This is a genomic window from Bacillus cereus group sp. MYBK139-1 (genome assembly GCF_051916915.1).
GTDB classification, from domain to species: domain Bacteria; phylum Bacillota; class Bacilli; order Bacillales; family Bacillaceae_G; genus Bacillus_A; species Bacillus_A pacificus.
Window position 1 is genome coordinate 1 of record NZ_JBQAHO010000007.1, and the last position, 18,621, is coordinate 18,621.

An 18,621-nucleotide genomic window follows, 5' to 3' on the forward strand; every position below is an offset into this window, starting at 1 on the left:
AGCTTAACAAAGGGCGCTGTGGAATTAACGAAAGTCGACGATATCGACGGGGCTACTCTTGAAGGCGCAGTATTTAAAATCGTTGATATGAACGGCAATGATGTTCGTTCTGATTTAACTACTAATAAAGATGGAAAAATTTCTGTTTCTGATTTACGTCCGGGTGACTATCAGTTTATTGAAACGAAAGCTCCTACTGGATACGATTTAAACGCTAAGCCAATTCCTTTCACTATTACGAAAGGACAATCTCAAGTTACTTCTGTGACTGCTTTAAATAGTTTAACAACAGGTTCAATAGAATTAACTAAAGTTGATATGGATCACAATGGAACACTTGAGGGTGCCATTTTCAATATTTTAGATCAAGATGGAAAAGTAGTTCGAGAAGGCTTAAAAACAGATGGGCATGGTAAATTAATCGTAAATGATTTGAAACCTGGTAATTATCAATTGGTGGAAACAAAGGCTCCTACAGGCTATCAATTAGATGCATCACCAATAAGCTTTACAATTGAAAAAGCTCAAGCTACACCACTACAAATTACAGTTTCAAATAAAAAAATCGATTCTTCATCAGGTGGAGAGGATAAACCAGTTGCTCCTCCTAATAAAGAAGAGGAAACAGGAAAAGAAACTTCTGAAGAACTAGAAAAAGGAAATCCTGAAACACACGGTAAAGGTACTTCCGAAGAACTAGAAAAAGGAAATCCTGAAACACATGGTAAAGGTACTTCCGAGGAACTAGAAAAAGGAAATCCTGAAACACATAAAAACAAACAGCAAGATGACCGAAATACAGGTAAAGAACTTCCAAATACAGGTCACAAAAAAGATTCTACTCAAACAGTAGGTATCCTACTTCTACTAGCTGGTTTGTTAAGTATTTTAGCTACAAAACGCAAAAAATATTATTAATAGTTTTTCACACCCAATCAAGTGAACATTTGATTGGGTGTTTTTTTATACAAAAAAGGACGATACATAGAGTATCGTCCTTTTAACGGGGTGAGGCTGTCCAAAAGTACGGAAAACCTTTGAACAGCCTCGTATTTTCATATGGATGCCTTACATATATCACTGATGATAATTATGAAATGCGGAAACATATTTATCATCACATGATTCAAACACGAGAAAAGAAACCCTACAGTGGATTCTTTTCTCTACATAATCTAAAGTTTGGGTACACTAGATTCATGCAATGTAGGAGCTTTCCAAGCAGAAAGCAAACCTTCATTTAAAATGATAGCATACATATCTCCGTCAAAAATATGCAAATATGCATATAGTATTTTTTTATTTCTCAATGTCAGAATATTGAAAAACCATAAAGGTAAAGGTAAAATGAAGTCGTTATCCGTCTTCTTTTGTCAGTCAGAGAGAATAGAAGAATAGGAGAGGAAGAAATGAAAAAATCTTTGAAACAAAAAATAGTAAGCTCTTTGCTTGCTGTATCACTCGCTGTTAGCTTAGCCCCGATTGGACAAGCCAAAGCTGATTCCACGCCAGAAATCACACAGACTTCATCTATCACAAAACAAGTTGATGCAAGCCGTGCTATCGAACACATCCGTTTCTTATCCGAAACAATTGGTCCTCGCCCCGGTGGAACAAAATCAGAGGAATGGGCCTCCCGCTACGTTGGTATGAAGCTTAAATCAATGGGCTATGAAGTAGAATATCAACCATTCCAAGTGCCGGATCAATACGTTGGATTTATTGAATCACCATTATCCACAAAGCGTAATTGGCAAGCTGGTGCCGCCCCTAACGCACTAATTTCTACAGAGGCTGTTACAGCCCCTCTTATCTTTGTTCAAGGTGGGACAAAATTAGAGGATATCCCAAATGAAGTAAACGGAAAAATCGTTCTATTCGAAAGAGGAACAACAGTTGCAGACTATAATAAACAAGTTGAAAATGCTGTTAGCAAAGGAGCAAAAGGTGTTCTTTTATACAGCTTAATTGGTGGACGTGGAAACTACGGACAAACTTTCAATCCCCGCCTAACGAAAAAACAGTCTATCCCTGTCTTTGGTCTTGCTTATGCACAAGGAAATGCATTTAAAGAAGAAATCGCTAAAAAAGGGACAACAATCCTTTCCCTAAAAGCAAGACATGAATCTAATTTAACATCATTAAACGTCATTGCTAAAAAGAAACCAAAAAATAGTACAGGTAATGAAAAAGCTGTCGTTGTAAGTTCACACTATGATAGTGTCGTTGGAGCACCTGGAGCAAATGACAATGCTTCTGGTACAGGGTTAGTATTAGAGTTAGCACGCGCTTTTCAAAATGTAGAAACTGATAAAGAAATTCGTTTTATTGCTTTCGGTTCTGAAGAGACTGGCTTACTTGGCTCTGATCATTACGTTAATAGTCTATCCCAAAAAGAACGTGACCGGATTTTAGGTGTCTTTAACGCAGACATGGTTGCAACAAATTACGATAAGGCGAAGAATTTATATGCTATGACGCCCAACGGTTCTCCAAACCTTGTAACAGACGCAGCCTTACAAGCAGGTAAACAATTAAATAATGAACTCGTTCTTCAAGGGAAATTTGGCTCTAGTGATCACGTACCATTTGCTGAAGTTGGTATTCCGGCCGCCCTATTCATCTGGATGGGTGTCGATAGTTGGAATCCATTAATCTATCATATTGAGAAGGTATACCATACACCTCAAGATAACGTATTGGAGAATATTTCACCTGAACGTATGAAAATGGCATTAGAAGTTATCGGAACTGGTGTTTATAACACTCTTCAAAAACCTGTTACTCAAACCGAACAGAAAGCTGCTTAATCATTTAAAAGACCACTGATTTTTATCAGTGGTCTTTATTGAGAAAAAATACATATGCATAAAAGCATATTTTTTCCTACCCATTATCGTATACAATATTAACTGTAACAAAAATGATTACAACTAATAAGGAGGTTTTTCTACTATGAAAAAAATGATTTTAGCCGGTGCGTTAACTTTAGCAGGAATTACTGGTGCTACCGCTTTTATTGCTGAAACGAAGGTTGCTGCCGCGACTCAAGAACAGAGCTTTACGAAATTTTATTCTTTGCAAACTGGAGGTAGTTCTGAGCAAGAACCTATTTTCCTTCAAAAGGGACAAGAGCTAACAATTCAACCTAACAGCAAAACTCCTAGTTACAGTGTTTATGACTCAAATCATAATCTTATTGGACGTTATTCTGATGGATACGGACGAATTTTCACTGCAAAAACAGATGGAAATATGTATGTTCAATTTCATGCACCTTACGTTTACTATAGTCCTGTTAGCTTTTCGGTTACCTATACAATCCGATAAAATAAAGGGCCTTTCTCATGGTCCTTTATTTTGTTTCCCAATTCACTTTTACAAAACCATCTTTTACTTTTAATCCACTTATGTTCAATACATACTTTTCATTTGCTTTCAACGTCAATTTAAAAGTACCTTTTTTCGATTCACAGATCTCTTTTAACTCTCTTATACCTTCTCCTTGCCTTTCATACAAGCTAAAGCACAAATTCCCACGTTTTGCATCCGTCTCATAAAAAAATGTTACTTCTGTATCTTTCGCATACTCAAGTTCAATATCTTTCCCAGCAATATCCCATGATGAAAATTTTGCCTCGTAACTTGTCTCTCCTTGCTTCTCATTTTCTAAATATATATCTCCTGCTCTCCACGCATCATCTAACGTCTGTGCAAAAGTAAAGCCACTAAGTAATACAAACATTGTACTTCCCAATATCGCAACTAATGTTACCTTCTGCTTTTTAACAAAATTCATCCTATATTCTCCTTCAACTTTCTTTTTACTTCTTCTCACCATATATAATAAAAATCCAATAAAGAATGGTAATATAACTGCTAAAACACTCCACCCTTTACTCATTTGATGTGCTTTAGCATCTGTATATACCCATGATGCAACACATATTAAAAGTGCTATAAAAGCTAAAAGCATTATCACTCCAGCTACTTCAAATATTACAAACGGATTATCGAACTCTATCATGTAATTTATACTCCTTCTTTAAAAATGACTGTATGACAACATATATCGGAATGTATACGTGCATCATAATCACAATTGCTATCAACATAGGAATTTTATGATCCAAATGAGTGACAAATTGTTCTATAACAACTGTTAATAAAACAATCCAAATGGCATGAATACCAATCATCCACCTCTTCTCTAATTTTCGAGCATTTCGCACGCTCTGTTTCGTATGATTTATCAGCTCTTCGCTAGGAATCATCTCTCTCGCTAAACTACTTTTTATCTTTTGATTAAACTTATCTTCCTTCATAAACGAACCCCTCCAAATGTTCTCGCATTTGCTTTTTCGCATAATTAAGGCGGTATTTCACTGTACCAATCGGTATATTTAATATTTCACTCATTTCCTTATAAGAATATTGTTCATAATAGTAGAGTACGAGCACAGTTTTATACTTTTCATTCAATAACTGTATAACTTCCCGTATCATTTCCGCTTCCACTTTTTGAATAAATTCTTCTGATATATTCACTTCATCCGAGAAGTCTATTTCTCCACCATCTTCTTTATGAAACAAATCCAATATTCGATCTTTCCACCTTTTTTTCTTACGATAAAAATCATAAAACGTACGAACACAAATTGTAGTAATCCACTTTTTATAATTCTCCACGTAAGAAAGTTGGTGCCGCGATGAAAAAACCTTTATCCACGTCTCTTGAAAAATATCCTCCGCGTCTTCTTTTGTCTTCGCTAACTTATAGCATAAGGAATATATTTGCCGCTTATATATATCAATCAATTCTTCTACCTTTTCTTCCATCATAAACCTGCTACTAAAAATATAGACAAATGTATATTCTTAGAGTATTCCTGCTTCTACGTGTCCTGTCTCGCCAATTACTCGCTACTACAGTTTGCTGTAACACTCCACAGGCATAAATTCCGATGTAGCCCACCGTACATATATACAATCACGTTAGTATTGTATATTTTTTTGCTTGTAAAAGATTGATTGATGCGTTCAAATCTCTATCTATTACATTTCCACAGTCACATTCATATACTCGATCAGATAGTTTTAAATCTACTTTCTTTTGACCACAACATGAGCACAATTTTGACGATGGATAAAACCGGTCTACTTGACGTAATTCAATTCCATATTCCTCACATTTCGTCAAAAGCCACTTTTTAAAAGCATAAAAAGACTGCTTGGCAATTGTTTTAGATAGATGTTTATTCTTCAGCATACCTTTCACATTCAAATCTTCCACTGTAATAAACGTTGGCTTGGTTTTCACCACATTCGTTACAATAGACTTTACATACTCTAGTCGAATATTCGCTAATTGAGCGTGCAGCTTTTGCACTCTAAGCACATTTTTGTCTATATTCGCTCTTTTATTTGTAACAGATTTTCCACCTCTCTTTTTTATATTTTCAAATTTACGCACTAAAGAGCGTTGTTCACGTTTTAACCGTTTTTCTATATTTTTTACTTTTACTGTTTTGTTGATATTTTCGTGAACGATACCATCGCTACGTGTAGCGAAATCCTTCACTCCTAAATCAATCCCTAAACCTGTTGAATTAAGTGTTGGCTTCGTTGCCGTTTCTTCCAATTCGCAAAGTACAGATATAAAATATCTTTCTGCTCTTTGATATACTGTGCCACTTTTTACAGTTACATTTTTAGGGATATACCCATATTCTTTTAACCTTACCCAACCAATTGTAGGGATTTTTATTCTATGCCTTTCTATTGTCCAATCTGTTTTGTTGTTTTTTGGAAAATAGCACTTCACATCTTGCCTCTTCTTTTTTTATATCGTGGAAATTTGGATAACCCCTTAAAAAATCGCTTAAAAGCTTTATCCCCGTTCATAATCGCTTGTTTTACAGCCTTACTGGATACTTCTTTTATCCACTGATCACATTCTTTTGTATAGACATTGTTCAACCATTTAGAAAAGTCATACCCACCTAGAAACTTTCCTTCGGCTTCATACAACTCTTTGTTTTTAGAGATATACAGATTGTAAACATACCTACATACACCAATCGTCTGGTTTATTTGGGTTATTTGTTCTTTTGTCGGATGGATTTCTATTAGATATGCTCTTTTCATAAATCTTTATCCTCCGGTATTTTCTTCTGGAATTTCCATATAGCCTTTATAATGTTTATCTGTATAATACCTTCCTCCTTTAGGGTTTCGATAAGCAGACCACATACCCTCGTTATCCTATCTCTGCAAAGTTCTTACAAGTATAGTACTTATTTCAGCAAATTCTTTTGGCTTATATTGTTTTATAGGTGGATTGTAACAAGTTTGGCTATATTTATCCCCCTATCACTTATATACGACGATGCAAACTCCTCTTTTGTTTGATAAAATTTTATTTTTTTATTATCTCCATACAAAAAGGCAATCACAACATCTTGTGATTGCCTTTTACTGAAAGCGAAAAATTGGCTCCGCTTTTCTCTATTGTCCAGCTTCAGCGGCTAGAATACTCGGTGGCTTCGCGCCTTCCTCCGAGGCAAAGTACGCCTCTCTGTCAGGAGCTCCATCCCCCTCCTATTCTGAACGAGCCGCTTCCGCTTTTCTTCATTACATTTTTTCTGGTGCAGATACTCCTACGATTGCTAATGCGTTTTGAAGTGTAGTGCGTACTGCTTTCATTAACTCGTAGCGAGCTTTACTTAATTCTAAGTTATCTTGGTTTAATACTTTTTCTGCATTGTAGAAGCTGTGTAATGCTGCTGCTAATTCAAATGCATAGTTTGTAATACGGTGTGGTAGACGTTTTTGTGCTGCATCCGCAACTACTGCTGGGAATTCACCAAGTTTTTTCAGTAACTCCACTTCTTTCTCAGAAGTAACAAGTTTGTAGTTCACGTCTCCGCCTGTAGCTAATCCTAATTCTTCACCTTGACGAAGGATACTGCATACGCGAGCATGAGCATATTGTGCGTAGTATACTGGGTTTTCATTAGATTTTGATACAGCTAAGTCCATATCGAAGTCTAAATGAGAATCACCGCTACGCATTGCGAAGAAGTAACGCATTGCGTCCACGCCTACTTCTTCCATAAGCTCACGAAGTGTAACTGCTTTACCTGTACGTTTACTCATTTTCATTTTTTCACCGTTTTGGTATAGTTGTACCATTTGGATGATTTCTACTTCAAGTGTTTCTTTATCGTAACCTAGCGCTTGAATAGCAGCTTTCATACGTGGAATGTAACCGTGGTGGTCAGCACCCCAAATGTTGATTAACTTATCGAAACCACGCTCTAATTTATCACGGTGATACGCGATATCTGGCGTTAAGTACGTGTAAGAACCGTCATTTTTAATTAATACACGGTTTTTATCATCACCGTAAGTCATTGAGCGGAACCAAGTTGCACCATCTTCTTCAAAAATCTCATCGCGCTCTTTTAATACAGCAAGAGCTTGATCGATTTTTCCATTTTTATATAATGATGTTTCTGAGAACCATACATCAAATTTAACACGGAAACTTTCTAAGTCTTTTTGAAGTTTTGCTAACTCATATTTTAAACCGTATTCACGGTAGAATTCATAACTTTCTTTTTCATCAGCTTTCGCATAACGATCGCCAAACTCTTCAGCTAAACGTTTACCGATTGCAATGATGTCCGCACCATGGTATCCGTCTTCTGGCATTTCTTTCTCTAAGCCTAAAGCTTGCATGTAACGAGCTTCAACAGAAAGAGCTAAATTATGGATTTGGTTACCAGCATCATTAATGTAGTACTCACGAGATACATCGTATCCTGCTTTTGCTAATAAGTTACATAACGTGTCACCTACTGCTGCACCACGTGCATGCCCTAAGTGAAGGTCACCTGTTGGATTCGCAGATACGAACTCAACTTGCACTTTTTCACCTTTACCAGTATTCGTTTCACCGTAAGCTTCACCAGCATTAACGATAGTTGGGATTAAGTCTGTTAAGTAGCTATTATCCATGTAGAAGTTAATGAAACCAGGACCTGCGATTTCAATCTTTTCAATAGAAGCTTTTGCTTTATCGAAGTTTGCAACTAATTCTTCTGCGATCATACGAGGTGCTTTCTTTGCAACGCGTGCAAGTTGCATTGCCATATTTGTAGAGAAGTCACCATTTGTCTTATCTTTTGGAGATTCTAATACAACGTTTGGAATCTGTTCTTCTGTCGCTAATTCTGCCTTCAATACAGCAGCTTGAATTTCTTCTTTAATTAATCCTTTTACTTGTTCTAAAGAATTCATTATTTTGCCTCCTTCAAATTAATCGTAATTGTATATCTGCCAGCTTCTTGTTCACTTAGAAGCAATGCGTACGTTAAGAAGAGTTGTCCTTTTTTCTTTTCATCCGACCATTTAAAAAGAACGTTATCAGTCTTTGTTTGCAATGCAAACGTACCAAGTTCACTCGTGTACGTACCAGTTGTCCATTCACCTTTCACATGCGTTTGACGCATTGAAACAGCACCTGAACGCATAATGAGAACTTGTTCATCTTGAATTTTAATAATTGTTTTCACTTCGCCTTGTTCGTTCGGCTCTTGGAATGTTACGTATGTACCTTGACCTTTTACATAGTATTGACCATTTGCTTCAAAAGCAACGGTTTCCTTCCTCGCCCCTTCACGGATTTCTGTTACGAAATGAACGTGTACCGGCAAGCCTGCAAGTTGTTTCTCCACGTCTTGCACACCTTTCAAATGTTATAGATATTAAATACTACTTATAATAAATCACTTTTCCTATCATATCAAAAAAAACCTCTGTCTGTCTGCTGAAAAATCAGGAAAACTCCATTTCAAAAAATAATTCACTTTCACTTTATTTCATATGATAAAATATTTTTTAAATCTAAATATTCTTTCATTTAAAGAGGTGAATGAAGTGCTCCCCACAAAATTAAAAAAAGGTGATGAAATTAGAGTGATTTCACCATCTTGTAGTTTAAGTATTGTCTCAACTGAAAACAGGAAGCTTGCTATAAAAAAATTTAACAATATGGGCTTTCAAGTTACGTTCTCAAAACACGCTGAAGAGCTAGATCGCTTTGCTTCTTCTTCTATTTCTTCACGCGTTCAAGACCTTCACGAAGCATTTAGAGACCCGAATGTAAAAGCCATTTTGACGACACTTGGCGGATACAACTCTAACGGTTTATTGAAACACCTCGATTATAATTTAATTCGAGAAAATCCGAAATTTTTCTGTGGCTATTCAGATATTACTGCTTTAAATAATGCAATTTACACTAAAACAGGACTCGTTACATATTCAGGACCCCATTTCTCTTCATTTGGAATGGAGAAAGGTCTCGAGTATACGAACGATTACTTTTTACAATGCTTAACTTCTACTGAACCTATTGAAGTCCTACCATCTGAAACATGGAGTGATGATTCTTGGTACATTGATCAGGAAAATCGAGAATTTATTAAGAATGAAGGATATGTTTCGATTCACGAGGGCGAAGCAACTGGAGAGATTATTGGTGGTAATATGAGCACCTTAAACTTGCTACAAGGTACACCATATATGCCAAACTTAAAGGATAAAATTTTATTTCTTGAAGAGGATAGTTTAACTGGGAGAGCTACTCTTAAAACTTTTGATCGATATTTACATTCTCTTATGCAGCAGCAAGATTTTGAACATGTAAAAGGCATCGTTATAGGAAAGATGCAAAAAGGTGCAGAATGTACGATAGACGACATGCAAGAAATGATTGCTTCAAAGCCTGAGCTTGCACATATCCCTATCATTGCAAACGCAAGTTTCGGTCATACAACCCCGATTTTCACTTTTCCAATTGGCGGACGTGTAAAAATCATTTCTAACAAAGAAAAAACATCTATTACTATTTTAACGCACTAAAAAAGGAGCGAATGAGTCGCTCCTTTTATCGTTTTTCTATTTTTTCCAACGCTTTTTGCGGAATTGATTCTTTCGGGATTTCAGCCCATCCTTTTCCTTGCATACCTTTTGCATAAATTTTTATAAAAGCACCCGTATGTAATTCACGGTTCATCATTCTTTTAATAACCTGTAACTTTCCGTCTTCTGTATACCCTTTAAAAGTATACAAGTATTCTCCGTCTTTTTTCTCACCTTTATCTACTACCGCATAATAATCTTGTATTTCTTTATTTGAAAAGAAGTTGTCTACAAAAGCATGTACACCTTCTGTTTTTGTGTTCAAATAATACGCTGTTCCACCTAGAATAATGGCGAATACAGCTAAAACTTTAATTACCAATTTCATACATGAACCTCCTGTTTGCACTTCTTTTTCCCTAGTCATATATCTATACTTGTATTATACGAAAAATGGCATACTATACTCTATCTAAAAGTCTTACACTTTCCTTACATTATTGTAAGGGATTTTTTCTTACAGCAAGTTCCCAAGAAAAAATTTTTCCGTTTCATACACTTTTATATTATTATTGAATGATACGAATTTTTATTACAAAAATCAAAGGAGACAGTTTTCAAATGGCTATCTTGCAAGGTTTAGCACTATTACTTGTTGTACTTTGTCTATTTACACTTTTCAGTTACCGTGCTCCTTACGGCATGAAAGCAATGGGTGCTTTAGCTAATGCAGCAATCGCAAGTTTTCTTATTGAAGCATTTCATCGTTATATAGGTGGAGAAATGTTTCATAATGACTTTTTACAATCAGTAGGAGAAGCTTCCGGTAGTATGAGCGGTGTCGCAGCAGCGATTTTAGTCGCATTAGCAATCGGTGTTTCCCCCGTATATGCTGTTTTAATCGGTATCGCTACTAGTGGATTCGGTATTTTACCAGGATTTTTCGCTGGATACGTTTGTGCTTTTGTCGTGAAATTTCTCGAAAAGAAATTACCGGCTGGTGTAGAGTTTTTAGCAATTTTATTTATCGCTGCACCAATCTCACGCGGAATGGCAATGCTTATGGATCCGCTCGTTAACGCAACACTTGGTAAAATCGGTTCTATGATTTCAGTTGCAACTACAGAAAGCCCTATTATCATGGGTATTATGCTTGGTGGATTAATAACAGTTATTTCTACCTCTCCACTGAGTTCTATGGCACTCACTGCAATGCTTGGATTAACAGGTTTACCAATGGCAATTGGTAGTCTTGCCGTAGCAGCCTCAGCCCCAATGAACTTTATTTTCTTTAAACGACTAAAGATTTGTTCAAAGAAAGACACAATTGCTGTAGCAATCGAGCCTTTAACACAAGCCGATGTTGTTTCAGCAAATCCGATTCCAATTTATGCGACAAACTTCGTTGGCGGTGCACTTGCTGGTATTATTACATCTCTGTTCCAGCTCGTTAATAATGCACCAGGAACAGCATCACCAATACCAGGACTTCTTGTTTTATTCGGATTTAATGACGTTGTAAAAGTAACAATTGCTGCTATATTATGTGGAATCGTTACCACGATTGTTGGATACATCGGATCAATAGTGTTCCGTAAATATCCAATTCGCTCTGCTGATGACATTCGCGGCATTACTTCAGAAGAGAAGGTTGCATAAGAAAAAGAGCTATTCCCGTTGTTTGGGAATAGCTCTTTTTAATGTTACGTAATGGTAAATGAAATTATATAGACGATTTTTCAAATATATCGATCATAACTCAAAATATATCAACGATTTTTTCATTATATCGACGATTCGACAAGACATATCGACTTACCGACACATAACGACAAAATAAGAGCCCCTAATCATATAGAGGGCTCTTATTTTATCCAGCTACAGCGGATTCCGCTTTTATTTCACCCAACCGAGCAGCATTTCCCGCACGAATTTGCTTGCTGCGACTGGTGTTTGATCACTATGGTCGTAGACAGGAGCTACTTCTACTAAGTCCGCTCCAACTACATTTATATTTGAATTTGCAATTGCTACGATGGAATCTAATAATTCTTTAGATGTGATACCACCAGCTTCTAACGTTCCTGTTCCTGGAGCGTGAGCTGGGTCTAATACATCAATGTCGATTGTGACATAGACTGGGCGTCCTGCAAGTTTCGGTAATACTTCTTTTAACGGTTCTAATACGTCAAATTTATATAAGTTCATACCTACTTCTTTCGCCCATTCAAATTCTTCCTTCATTCCAGAACGAATTCCGAAAGAATATACGTTTTCCGGACCAATTAAATCACACACTTTACGAATTGGTGTAGAGTGGGATAAAGGCTCCCCTTCATACGATTCACGTAAATCAGTATGAGCATCCATATGGATGATTGCTAAATCCGGATATTTTTTTGCCATTGCCTTAAAAATTGGCCAAGACACTAAGTGCTCACCGCCGAGACCTAGTGGAAACTTATCGGCATCTAAAAGTTTTGATACATATTCTTCAATCATGTCTAAGCTGCGTTGTGCGTTTCCGAATGGTAATGGGATATCACCCGCATCAAAATATTTTACCTCTTCTAGTTCACGATCTAAATACGGACTATATTCTTCAAGACCGATTGATACTTCACGAATACGTGCAGGGCCAAAACGAGATCCTGGACGGTAACTTACTGTCCAATCCATAGGCATCCCATAAATAACTACTTTTGACTCTTCAAAACTTGGATGACTTTTAATAAATACTTTACCTGAATAAGCTTCATCAAAACGCATATTCTTTTCCTCCTTATGTGGAACTTAAGGTATCCCAACCTTTCATTATTTCTCAAATTTGGAGCGAGTTGCTCCTCTTTCTCGATTTACCGGGTCTTCTGTTTCATAAAAAGAAGACAATTTTCTTTACAGAAGTGTAAATAGCTAGCATGTTCAAGTCTTCTGGACAAACACCTTAAATGAGCTACTTACACTTTATTTGTTCCGTACGATTCTCTTACTTAATTAAATCGCCAACAAATTTCGGTAATGCGAATGCTGCATTGTGTAATTCTTTTGTGTAGTACTTCGTTTCGATTTCGTGGAAACGCTCTTCACTTACTTCTAATGGATCATGTTTTTTAGATCCGATTGTGAACGTCCAAAGACCACTTGGGTAAGTTGGAATGTTCGCTGTGTATAAACGAGTAATTGGGAAAATCTCTTTTACGTCTTTAAACACAGTTGTAATTAGTTCTGGTGTGAACCAAGGGTTGTCCGTTTGTGCAACGAAAATACCATCTTCTTTTAACGCTTTTGAAATTCCAGCGTAGAAACCTTTTGTAAATAAGTTTACTGCTGGTCCTACTGGCTCAGTAGAATCTACCATAATTACGTCATATTCATTTTCGCTTTCTGCGATATGTAGGAAACCGTCTCCTACTTTTACTTCTACACGCTCATTATCTAACGCGCCTGCAATTGATGGTAAGTACTGTTTAGAGTACTCAATTACTTTTCCATCGATTTCAACAAGAGTTGCTTTCTTTACGCTTGGGTGTTTTAACACTTCACGAATAACACCGCCATCGCCGCCACCTACAACTAATACGTTTTCAGGGTTTGGATGTGTAAATAAAGGTACGTGCGCTACCATTTCATGATAAACGAACTCATCTTTTTCTGTTGTCATAACCATGCCATCTAAAATAAGCATGTTTCCGAACTCTTCCGTTTCAACCATATCAAGTTTTTGGAATTCTGTTTGCTCCGTATGTAATGTGCGGTTAATACGCGCCGTAATCCCAAAATGTTTTGTTTGTTTTTCAGTGAACCATAGTTCCATCGTACAATCACGCCTTTCAATGCAAATTTATAATAGGGACATCATTAATGTCCCCTAACAAAAATAAAACAAAACATCCAAAAAGTATAGTTAAAAGTACAAAAATACCGAAAATATATTTTAGTCAGAGGGTTCTAACATATGCATATAAAGAAAACCCTTTCTTAAGAAAGGGCTTTTGTCTCTACTTCTACCGGTTTTCGAATCGGAATTAGAATCATTACACAACCAACTAATACAACAATCCCACCTACTAAAAATGGACTTTGCGGTGAAACAGTGTGGCCGATGATTCCTGATAAGATTGGAGCAATTGCGCCACCTAACCAACGAACGAAGTTATAAACACCAGATGTAACAGATCTTTCATAAGGTGAAATATCCATTACATAACTTGTAAATAATGCATTATTTAATCCTGATGCTAATCCTGATAGAACAATTAATACAATTTGTAACCACATAATTTTCACGAAGAATAGTGCAATTAAGAACAGCGCAAATACGAGTAAACTGCCTTTTAACAATGTTTTCGGCTCATATTTCCCTTCTAACTTATGTGCTAAAATTGCAGAACCGTAAGCTAACGCGAGTCCCCACCCACAAAATACAAATCCTAATTGAATAGCAGATAAATGCATAATAAGTGGTGAATATGCTAATACAACGAAAAATCCGTAGTAGTATAACATTCCTGAAATGGCGCCTTGCATAAACGGTTTATACTTCACCAGGTTAAGTAATTCTCCCACGCCTGCCGCTTTACGCTTCACTTTTCGCTCTGGTTCTTTCACAAAAAAGAAAACTAAAATAAATGCTAAGAAAATTAAAATACTCGTCGCAAAAAATGGGTAACGCCAAGAATGTCCACCTAATATCCCGCCTAATAATGGTCCACCTGCCATTCCTAAACCGATAGCTGCTTCATATAACCCTACTGCTTCATGAACTTCTTTGCTTAATGCAATCAATAAAGTCATCGCCGTTGCGAAGAACATCGCATTCCCTAATCCCCATCCAGCGCGGAAAAGAGATAACTGAGCAATCGTTTGCGATATACCGCATATAAACGCAAATACAGTCACGATTGCAAGACCGATTGTCATCATCCGTTTATCACCAAATCTCGATGCAAATATTCCAGCTGGTAACATCATAATTGCCATCGTCAAAATATACGCTGTAAATAACATCTCTACTTGCCAATGCGATGCACCAATCTTTTCAGCAATAATCGGCAAAATTGGGTCGACTACCCCTATACCTGAAAAGGCAAGGAAAGTAGCCAACACTGTAATCAATCTCCCTAGTTTTTGTTTGCTCTCCATTTTGATTACTCTCCTTTTGTATTCTCTAAAAATGTCACTGCACGATGTAAGCTGTCTTCAAGTTCTCCCTTTACACGCTGCATTTGCTCCATTTTCTCGTCTAGCGTTTGCACTTGTTTTTCAAGCATCTCTTTAATTTCTTGAATCACTTCACGATCACGGGGATTCTCACTATTTCTTCTTTGCTCCATTCTTTCTTTTAACGATAAAAAATGTTGCATTTCTTGAAGCGTAATCCCTAACACTTCTTTCGCTTCCACAATTCTTTTAATTCTAGCGATATCTTCGTCTGTATACAGGCGAATGTTCCCCTCACTACGTTCTGGGGGATGAATTAAACCAATTTCCTCATAATAACGAAGTGTACGTTTTGTTAAACCAACTTGCTTTGTGACTTCATCAATCTTATACATGTTTATTCCTCCCTTCACTCGATTATTACATTTTACGTTAACGTTAACTTTTGTGCAACTGTTAGACTTTTGTAAATGTTTGTCATATTAAATTGTATTTTTTCAAAAGCAGTTTCATAATGAAAGAAAAGAAACGATAAGGAGAATTTCACATGAGTAAACCACTTATTTTCGCTCATCGCGGCGTAAAAGGAACACATCCAGAAAATACGATGATTGCCTTCCAAGAAGCTGAACGCATTGGCGCCCACGGAATTGAACTTGATGTCCACCTATCAAAAGATGGTGAACTTGTCGTGATTCACGATGAAACAGTCGATCGTACAACAAATGGCATGGGTCTTGTTTCTGAAAAAACGGTAGAAGAGTTACAAGCTTTAGATGCCGGCAGCCATAAAGATCCTTCTTTCCATGAAGCAAAAATCCCAACGTTACGAGAAGTATTTATTTGGTTATCTACAACAAGCTTACAACTCAATATTGAATTAAAAACAGACGTGATTCACTATCCAAACATTGAAGAAAAAGTTGTTGCTCTCGTTCGAGAATATCATCTTTCTAATCAAATTGTATTCTCTTCATTTAATCACGACTCTGTTTCATTATTAGCAGAAATAGCTCCTGAAATCCCAAGAGCAATTTTATATGACACACCACTTGCTGATCCTATCGCTGAAGCACAAACTAGAGAAGCAACTGGTTTACATCCAAACTTTGAGCTACTAACAAAGGAATTTGTTCAACTCACGCAAAAACAAGGGTATGTTTTCCGTCCTTATACAATTAACGAATACAAAGATTTACAAACTATGATTGATTATGGCGTAGATGTCATTATTACCGATTGGCCAGCACGTGCATTTGAGCTCCTTTCTTAATTGAAGGAGCTCTTTATTTTCGAAATTTCATTGTTTAAAATAATCGAAAACCCTCAATACTAATACAATAATGTTTGTATGAATGAGGGGCTGAAAAAGATGGATCAAACTATGAATCCGAAACTTAAAAAATATAAACGTCTTTTCTTCACCGTAATGTTTTCTTCTGTTCTTTTTTTCGTTTTTTCCTTTTTTGTTATTATTATAGTTGCAAAAATTATGGGACCTCCTCCTGTCGCTGTCCCGCAAACAAGTGTCTTTTATGCTAATGATGACACTGTTATAGGACAAAGTAATGAGATGCAAAAACGATACAATGTATCTCTCAATGAAATTTCTCCTTATGTAAAAGAGGCAACACTTTCTATCGAAGATCAAAGATTCTACAAACATCATGGCTTTGATATGAAGCGTATCGCTGGTGCCATTGTTGCTGATTTAAAAGCGATGGCAAAAGTCCAAGGCGCTAGTACGATTACACAACAGTATGCCCGTAACCTATACTTAGATCATGATAAAACGTGGAAACGTAAACTATTAGAAGCAATGTACACAATCCGTCTTGAAGTGAATTATAATAAAAATCATATTTTAGAAGGATATTTAAATACAATTTATTACGGGCATGGTGCTTATGGAATCGAAGCTGCGTCCCGTCTATATTTTGATAAAACAGCAAAAGAATTAACATTAGCGGAAGCTAGTATGCTTGCAGGTATACCAAAAGGACCTAGTGTCTACTCTCCCTTTTTAAAAGAAGATCGTGCGAAAGAACGACAATCTCTTATATTAGATGAAATGGTAGAACAAGGTTATATTACGAAGAAACAAGCAGCTTCAGCAAAGAAAGAATCACTAACTTTCGCTTCATTAGATACGAAAAAAGTCGCAGAGGTCGCGCCTTATTTCCAAGATGCTGTACAAGCTTCTCTTCTTCGTGATATCGGATTAGATGAGCAAGCCTTACAAAAAGGCGGCTTGCGTATTTATACAACGCTAGACCCGAAATTACAATCGGTTGCAGAGCAAGCTGTAAAAAACCACATACCTGACACGACAAACATACAAACTGCGCTCGTCTCTATGAATCCAAAAACAGGGGAAGTAGCTGCCCTTGTTGGTGGAACTGATTATAATACAAGTCAATTTAACAGGGCTACACAGGCCGCTCGCCAGCCCGGATCTACATTTAAGCCATTTCTATATTATGCGGCATTAGAACGAGGATTCACCCCTGCTACGCGCTTAAAAAGTGAATACACTGTGTTCACTTTAGGTGACGGTGTTTCAAAGTATAAACCGAAAAACTATAAAGACTATTATGCAGACGATTTTGTAACAATGGCGCAAGCTCTTGCGGTCTCTGATAACGTCTATGCCGTGAAAACCAATTTATTTTTAGGCGAAGACATTCTTACAAAAACGGCGAAGCAATTCGGCATTAAGAGTGCATTAAAAGACGTCCCTTCCCTCGCGCTCGGTACATCTCCTGTAAAACCAATTGAAATGGTTAACGCTTATAGCATGTTCGCAAACGGGGGAAAAGAAGTAAAACCTATTTTCATTCGCCGCATTATGGATCATGAAGGAAATATTTTATACGATGCTCATTTGGAGAGTAAACAAGTTCTTGATAAGAGCAAAGCATTTGTGATGGAAGAAATGATGACAGGCATGTTTAATAAAAAACTAAGCAGTTACGCTGCTGTAACTGGTCAATCAATGTTATCTAAACTATCAAGAACATATGCTGGAAAATCTGGCTCTACTGAAACAGATAGTTGGATGATTGGGTTTACCCCGCAACTCGTAACTGGCGTATGGGTTGGATATGATCAACCTAAATCAATTTCAAACGTAGCAGAACAAGGCTATGCAAAAAGAATATGGACCGATACGATGGAGAAAGGCTTAGATGGACAACCTAAAAAAGAGTTTAAACAACCAAGTGACGTCGTTGCAGTCGATATTAACCCTGAAAACGGGAAAATTGCTACAAAAAATTGCCCAATTTCAGTGAAGATGTATTTTGCAAAAGGTACAGAACCAACTGAATATTGTATGGATCACGTTGATGATAAAGAGGAATTTGAAAAGACAACTGAAGAAAAGAAAAAAACAAGTTGGTGGAAAAAATACCTTCCTTGGTAGAATATCCGGCTATTTCACTGAACGTGGAATAGCCTCCTTGTCGAATCGTTGATATATTTTCATACAACAAGCCAAAATAAAAAGGATGTCTCACTAGTCAACAATCG

Annotated in this window: 17 protein-coding genes and 1 pseudogene; 7 read left to right on the forward strand and 11 right to left on the reverse strand. The window is 36.7% G+C overall.

Annotation, left to right across the window (positions count from 1 at the left end; all coding sequences use genetic code 11):
* From ACTFRS_RS24735 to ACTFRS_RS24745, 3 genes are all read left to right on the forward strand, one after another.
* Window positions 1-918, forward strand: a 918-nt coding sequence (locus tag ACTFRS_RS24735) for a SpaA isopeptide-forming pilin-related protein (RefSeq protein WP_440025334.1), incomplete at its 5' end; no start/stop codon positions are given.
* Window positions 919-1,409: 491 nt separating this feature from the next.
* Window positions 1,410-2,810 carry a M28 family metallopeptidase gene (locus ACTFRS_RS24740; protein WP_139868521.1) on the forward strand — a complete coding sequence of 467 codons (1,401 nt, stop codon included), beginning with the start codon at window positions 1,410-1,412 and terminating at the stop codon, window positions 2,808-2,810.
* 145 nt (window positions 2,811-2,955) lie between these two features.
* Window positions 2,956-3,330 carry a hypothetical protein gene (locus ACTFRS_RS24745; protein ID WP_044791908.1) on the forward strand — a complete coding sequence of 125 codons (375 nt, stop codon included), beginning with the start codon at window positions 2,956-2,958 and terminating at the stop codon, window positions 3,328-3,330.
* Between the two features lie 25 nt (window positions 3,331-3,355).
* Here the strand turns inward: ACTFRS_RS24745 and ACTFRS_RS24750 are convergent, their stop codons facing one another.
* The 6 genes and pseudogenes from ACTFRS_RS24750 to ACTFRS_RS24775 form a co-directional block, all read right to left on the reverse strand.
* Window positions 3,356-4,027, reverse strand: a complete 672-nt coding sequence (locus tag ACTFRS_RS24750) for an anti-sigma factor (protein ID WP_431085185.1) — start codon at window positions 4,025-4,027, stop codon at window positions 3,356-3,358.
* The gene (locus ACTFRS_RS24755; protein ID WP_431085184.1) at window positions 4,011-4,325 is read right to left on the reverse strand and encodes an anti-sigma factor; all 315 of its coding nucleotides are present in this window, start codon (window positions 4,323-4,325) and stop codon (window positions 4,011-4,013) included. The genes ACTFRS_RS24750 and ACTFRS_RS24755 overlap by 17 nt, the downstream gene beginning before the upstream one ends.
* Window positions 4,312-4,839, reverse strand: coding sequence for an RNA polymerase sigma factor (locus tag ACTFRS_RS24760; protein WP_139868527.1), 528 nt, complete (start codon window positions 4,837-4,839; stop codon window positions 4,312-4,314). The genes ACTFRS_RS24755 and ACTFRS_RS24760 overlap by 14 nt, the downstream gene beginning before the upstream one ends.
* A gap of 151 nt (window positions 4,840-4,990) precedes the next feature.
* Window positions 4,991-6,147: pseudogene (locus ACTFRS_RS24765) on the reverse strand (RNA-guided endonuclease InsQ/TnpB family protein).
* Window positions 6,148-6,633: 486 nt separating this feature from the next.
* Window positions 6,634-8,304, reverse strand: a complete 1,671-nt coding sequence (gene argS / locus ACTFRS_RS24770) for an arginine--tRNA ligase (RefSeq protein WP_016719022.1) — start codon at window positions 8,302-8,304, stop codon at window positions 6,634-6,636.
* A complete protein-coding gene (locus ACTFRS_RS24775) occupies window positions 8,304-8,741 on the reverse strand; it encodes a DUF1934 domain-containing protein (protein ID WP_000414867.1) in 438 nt (145 codons plus the stop codon). Before ACTFRS_RS24775 ends, argS begins: the two co-directional genes overlap by 1 nt.
* Before the next feature lie 202 nt (window positions 8,742-8,943).
* On the opposite strand from ACTFRS_RS24775, the gene ACTFRS_RS24780 reads away from it, so the two are divergent.
* A complete protein-coding gene (locus ACTFRS_RS24780; RefSeq protein ID WP_139868529.1) occupies window positions 8,944-9,930 on the forward strand; it encodes a S66 family peptidase in 987 nt (328 codons plus the stop codon).
* A 25-nt stretch (window positions 9,931-9,955) separates the two neighbouring features.
* On the opposite strand, the gene ACTFRS_RS24785 is transcribed toward ACTFRS_RS24780, so the two are convergent.
* Window positions 9,956-10,318, reverse strand: coding sequence for a YxeA family protein (locus tag ACTFRS_RS24785; protein ID WP_000779929.1), 363 nt, complete (start codon window positions 10,316-10,318; stop codon window positions 9,956-9,958).
* Window positions 10,319-10,551: 233 nt separating this feature from the next.
* On the opposite strand from ACTFRS_RS24785, the gene ACTFRS_RS24790 reads away from it, so the two are divergent.
* The gene (locus tag ACTFRS_RS24790) at window positions 10,552-11,589 is read left to right on the forward strand and encodes a PTS sugar transporter subunit IIC (protein ID WP_000996317.1); all 1,038 of its coding nucleotides are present in this window, start codon (window positions 10,552-10,554) and stop codon (window positions 11,587-11,589) included.
* 237 nt (window positions 11,590-11,826) lie between these two features.
* Here the strand turns inward: ACTFRS_RS24790 and speB are convergent, their stop codons facing one another.
* From speB to ACTFRS_RS24810, 4 genes are all read right to left on the reverse strand, one after another.
* Window positions 11,827-12,699 carry an agmatinase gene (speB, locus tag ACTFRS_RS24795; protein ID WP_001209831.1) on the reverse strand — a complete coding sequence of 291 codons (873 nt, stop codon included), beginning with the start codon at window positions 12,697-12,699 and terminating at the stop codon, window positions 11,827-11,829.
* Window positions 12,700-12,916: 217 nt separating this feature from the next.
* Complete coding sequence (speE, locus tag ACTFRS_RS24800) at window positions 12,917-13,744, reverse strand: polyamine aminopropyltransferase (protein WP_000424696.1); 828 nt, start codon at window positions 13,742-13,744, stop codon at window positions 12,917-12,919.
* A 164-nt stretch (window positions 13,745-13,908) separates the two neighbouring features.
* A complete protein-coding gene (locus tag ACTFRS_RS24805) occupies window positions 13,909-15,072 on the reverse strand; it encodes an MFS transporter (protein WP_242294386.1) in 1,164 nt (387 codons plus the stop codon).
* 5 nt (window positions 15,073-15,077) lie between these two features.
* Window positions 15,078-15,485: a MerR family transcriptional regulator gene (locus ACTFRS_RS24810; protein ID WP_000276568.1), complete on the reverse strand. Its 408-nt coding sequence runs from the start codon at window positions 15,483-15,485 to the stop codon at window positions 15,078-15,080.
* A 152-nt stretch (window positions 15,486-15,637) separates the two neighbouring features.
* On the opposite strand from ACTFRS_RS24810, the gene ACTFRS_RS24815 reads away from it, so the two are divergent.
* Window positions 15,638-16,363: a glycerophosphodiester phosphodiesterase gene (locus ACTFRS_RS24815; protein WP_139868535.1), complete on the forward strand. Its 726-nt coding sequence runs from the start codon at window positions 15,638-15,640 to the stop codon at window positions 16,361-16,363.
* A gap of 99 nt (window positions 16,364-16,462) precedes the next feature.
* The gene (locus tag ACTFRS_RS24820) at window positions 16,463-18,514 is read left to right on the forward strand and encodes a transglycosylase domain-containing protein (protein WP_139868537.1); all 2,052 of its coding nucleotides are present in this window, start codon (window positions 16,463-16,465) and stop codon (window positions 18,512-18,514) included.
* The last annotated feature ends 107 nt before the right edge of the window (window positions 18,515-18,621 follow it).

What these genes read in the sequence shown, in the direction of transcription:
- ACTFRS_RS24740 (WP_139868521.1), top strand. Translation starts at nt 1,410, where the DNA reads ATGAAAAAATCTTTGAAACAAAAAATAGTAAGCTCTTTGCTTGCTGTA.
- ACTFRS_RS24745 (WP_044791908.1), top strand. Translation starts at nt 2,956, where the DNA reads ATGAAAAAAATGATTTTAGCCGGTGCGTTAACTTTAGCAGGAATTACT.
- ACTFRS_RS24750 (WP_431085185.1), bottom strand. Translation starts at nt 4,027, where the DNA reads ATGATAGAGTTCGATAATCCGTTTGTAATATTTGAAGTAGCTGGAGTG.
- ACTFRS_RS24755 (WP_431085184.1), bottom strand. Translation starts at nt 4,325, where the DNA reads ATGAAGGAAGATAAGTTTAATCAAAAGATAAAAAGTAGTTTAGCGAGA.
- ACTFRS_RS24760 (WP_139868527.1), bottom strand. Translation starts at nt 4,839, where the DNA reads ATGGAAGAAAAGGTAGAAGAATTGATTGATATATATAAGCGGCAAATA.
- argS (WP_016719022.1), bottom strand. Translation starts at nt 8,304, where the DNA reads ATGAATTCTTTAGAACAAGTAAAAGGATTAATTAAAGAAGAAATTCAA.
- ACTFRS_RS24785 (WP_000779929.1), bottom strand. Translation starts at nt 10,318, where the DNA reads ATGAAATTGGTAATTAAAGTTTTAGCTGTATTCGCCATTATTCTAGGT.
- ACTFRS_RS24790 (WP_000996317.1), top strand. Translation starts at nt 10,552, where the DNA reads ATGGCTATCTTGCAAGGTTTAGCACTATTACTTGTTGTACTTTGTCTA.
- speB (WP_001209831.1), bottom strand. Translation starts at nt 12,699, where the DNA reads ATGCGTTTTGATGAAGCTTATTCAGGTAAAGTATTTATTAAAAGTCAT.
- speE (WP_000424696.1), bottom strand. Translation starts at nt 13,744, where the DNA reads ATGGAACTATGGTTCACTGAAAAACAAACAAAACATTTTGGGATTACG.
- ACTFRS_RS24805 (WP_242294386.1), bottom strand. Translation starts at nt 15,072, where the DNA reads ATGGAGAGCAAACAAAAACTAGGGAGATTGATTACAGTGTTGGCTACT.
- ACTFRS_RS24810 (WP_000276568.1), bottom strand. Translation starts at nt 15,485, where the DNA reads ATGTATAAGATTGATGAAGTCACAAAGCAAGTTGGTTTAACAAAACGT.
- ACTFRS_RS24815 (WP_139868535.1), top strand. Translation starts at nt 15,638, where the DNA reads ATGAGTAAACCACTTATTTTCGCTCATCGCGGCGTAAAAGGAACACAT.
- ACTFRS_RS24820 (WP_139868537.1), top strand. Translation starts at nt 16,463, where the DNA reads ATGGATCAAACTATGAATCCGAAACTTAAAAAATATAAACGTCTTTTC.